The 701-nt window shown below is 41.7% G+C and carries 3 protein-coding genes and 2 pseudogenes; all 5 read left to right on the forward strand.

Annotation, left to right across the window (positions count from 1 at the left end; genetic code table 11):
* Positions 1 to 201 (forward strand): annotated as a pseudogene (locus ABN217_RS19365) (hypothetical protein); the annotation flags it as partial.
* Entirely contained in the window at positions 183 to 311 is a 129-nt protein-coding gene (locus ABN217_RS19370; RefSeq protein WP_257474695.1) for a hypothetical protein, read from the forward strand. The pseudogene ABN217_RS19365 and the gene ABN217_RS19370, both read left to right, overlap by 19 nt.
* 2 nt (positions 312 to 313) lie before the next feature.
* Complete coding sequence (locus ABN217_RS19375) at positions 314 to 502, forward strand: hypothetical protein (RefSeq protein ID WP_349459875.1); 189 nt, start codon at positions 314 to 316, stop codon at positions 500 to 502.
* A pseudogene (locus ABN217_RS19380) lies at positions 503 to 634 on the forward strand (lysis protein); the annotation flags it as partial. It abuts the gene before it with no gap.
* Positions 594 to 701 (forward strand): lysis system o-spanin lipoprotein Rz1 (gene rz1, locus ABN217_RS19385; RefSeq protein WP_280798176.1); only part of this gene is annotated, 108 nt, incomplete at its 3' end. The pseudogene ABN217_RS19380 and the gene rz1, both read left to right, overlap by 41 nt.

Consider the following 701-nt stretch of genomic DNA (forward strand, 5'->3'; position numbering starts at 1 on the left):
CCTCTGGGGGTGACTATGCGTATGGAAAAATTAACCAATGTAACTTATGGAACAGCAGGCCTAACGGCCTTTTTTGCCAGTCTCTCTTTATATGAATGGGGATTTGTTATTGGGATGGCGTTTAGCATGGTTCTTGGTTTAGCTACTTACTTTATGACTCGTCGAGAAGCGGAGTCAGCACTATGTTATGGAAACCTTTAATCATCATCATCGCTGGTGGTATTTATCTCTTGATTGATAACTCATGTACTAAAGACCAAGTTAGTTTAGAAAAACGTTGTCAGATTGCATTCTCACATCATCGGTATTAATTATGAGATACGGGAAACTCTATGCCATCATCGCGATGGTAGGCATCATTGTGGGTGGCTATTGGGTGATTAACAGGCAAGCTAACAGGATTAATCTGTTGATAGAAAAAAACAAAGAACTAACGATTGCACTCGAAGAACAGAAGTCTATTAACACTAATTATCAAGCACGCATAATGCGATTAAATTAGTTGGATATTCAATATACGCAGGAGCTAGCGAATGCTAAGAATGAAATTAGTCGCTTGCGTGATATTAGCGAGCGTCATCCTGAGCGGGTGTATATCAAAGCCGAGTGCCCAAAAAGCAAAACCACTTCCGCCACCAGCTTGGCTTATGCAACCACCGCCCGACCTACTGACACCGCTCTCCGAAATTATTGGTTACTCA

It is taken from the genome of Proteus sp. fly-1067 (assembly GCF_040139345.1).
GTDB classification, from domain to species: domain Bacteria; phylum Pseudomonadota; class Gammaproteobacteria; order Enterobacterales; family Enterobacteriaceae; genus Proteus; species Proteus vulgaris_B.

Excerpts from the sequence above, each read along its gene's own strand:
- ABN217_RS19370 (WP_257474695.1), top strand. The coding sequence starts at position 183 with ATGTTATGGAAACCTTTAATCATCATCATCGCTGGTGGTATTTATCTC.
- ABN217_RS19375 (WP_349459875.1), top strand. The coding sequence starts at position 314 with ATGAGATACGGGAAACTCTATGCCATCATCGCGATGGTAGGCATCATT.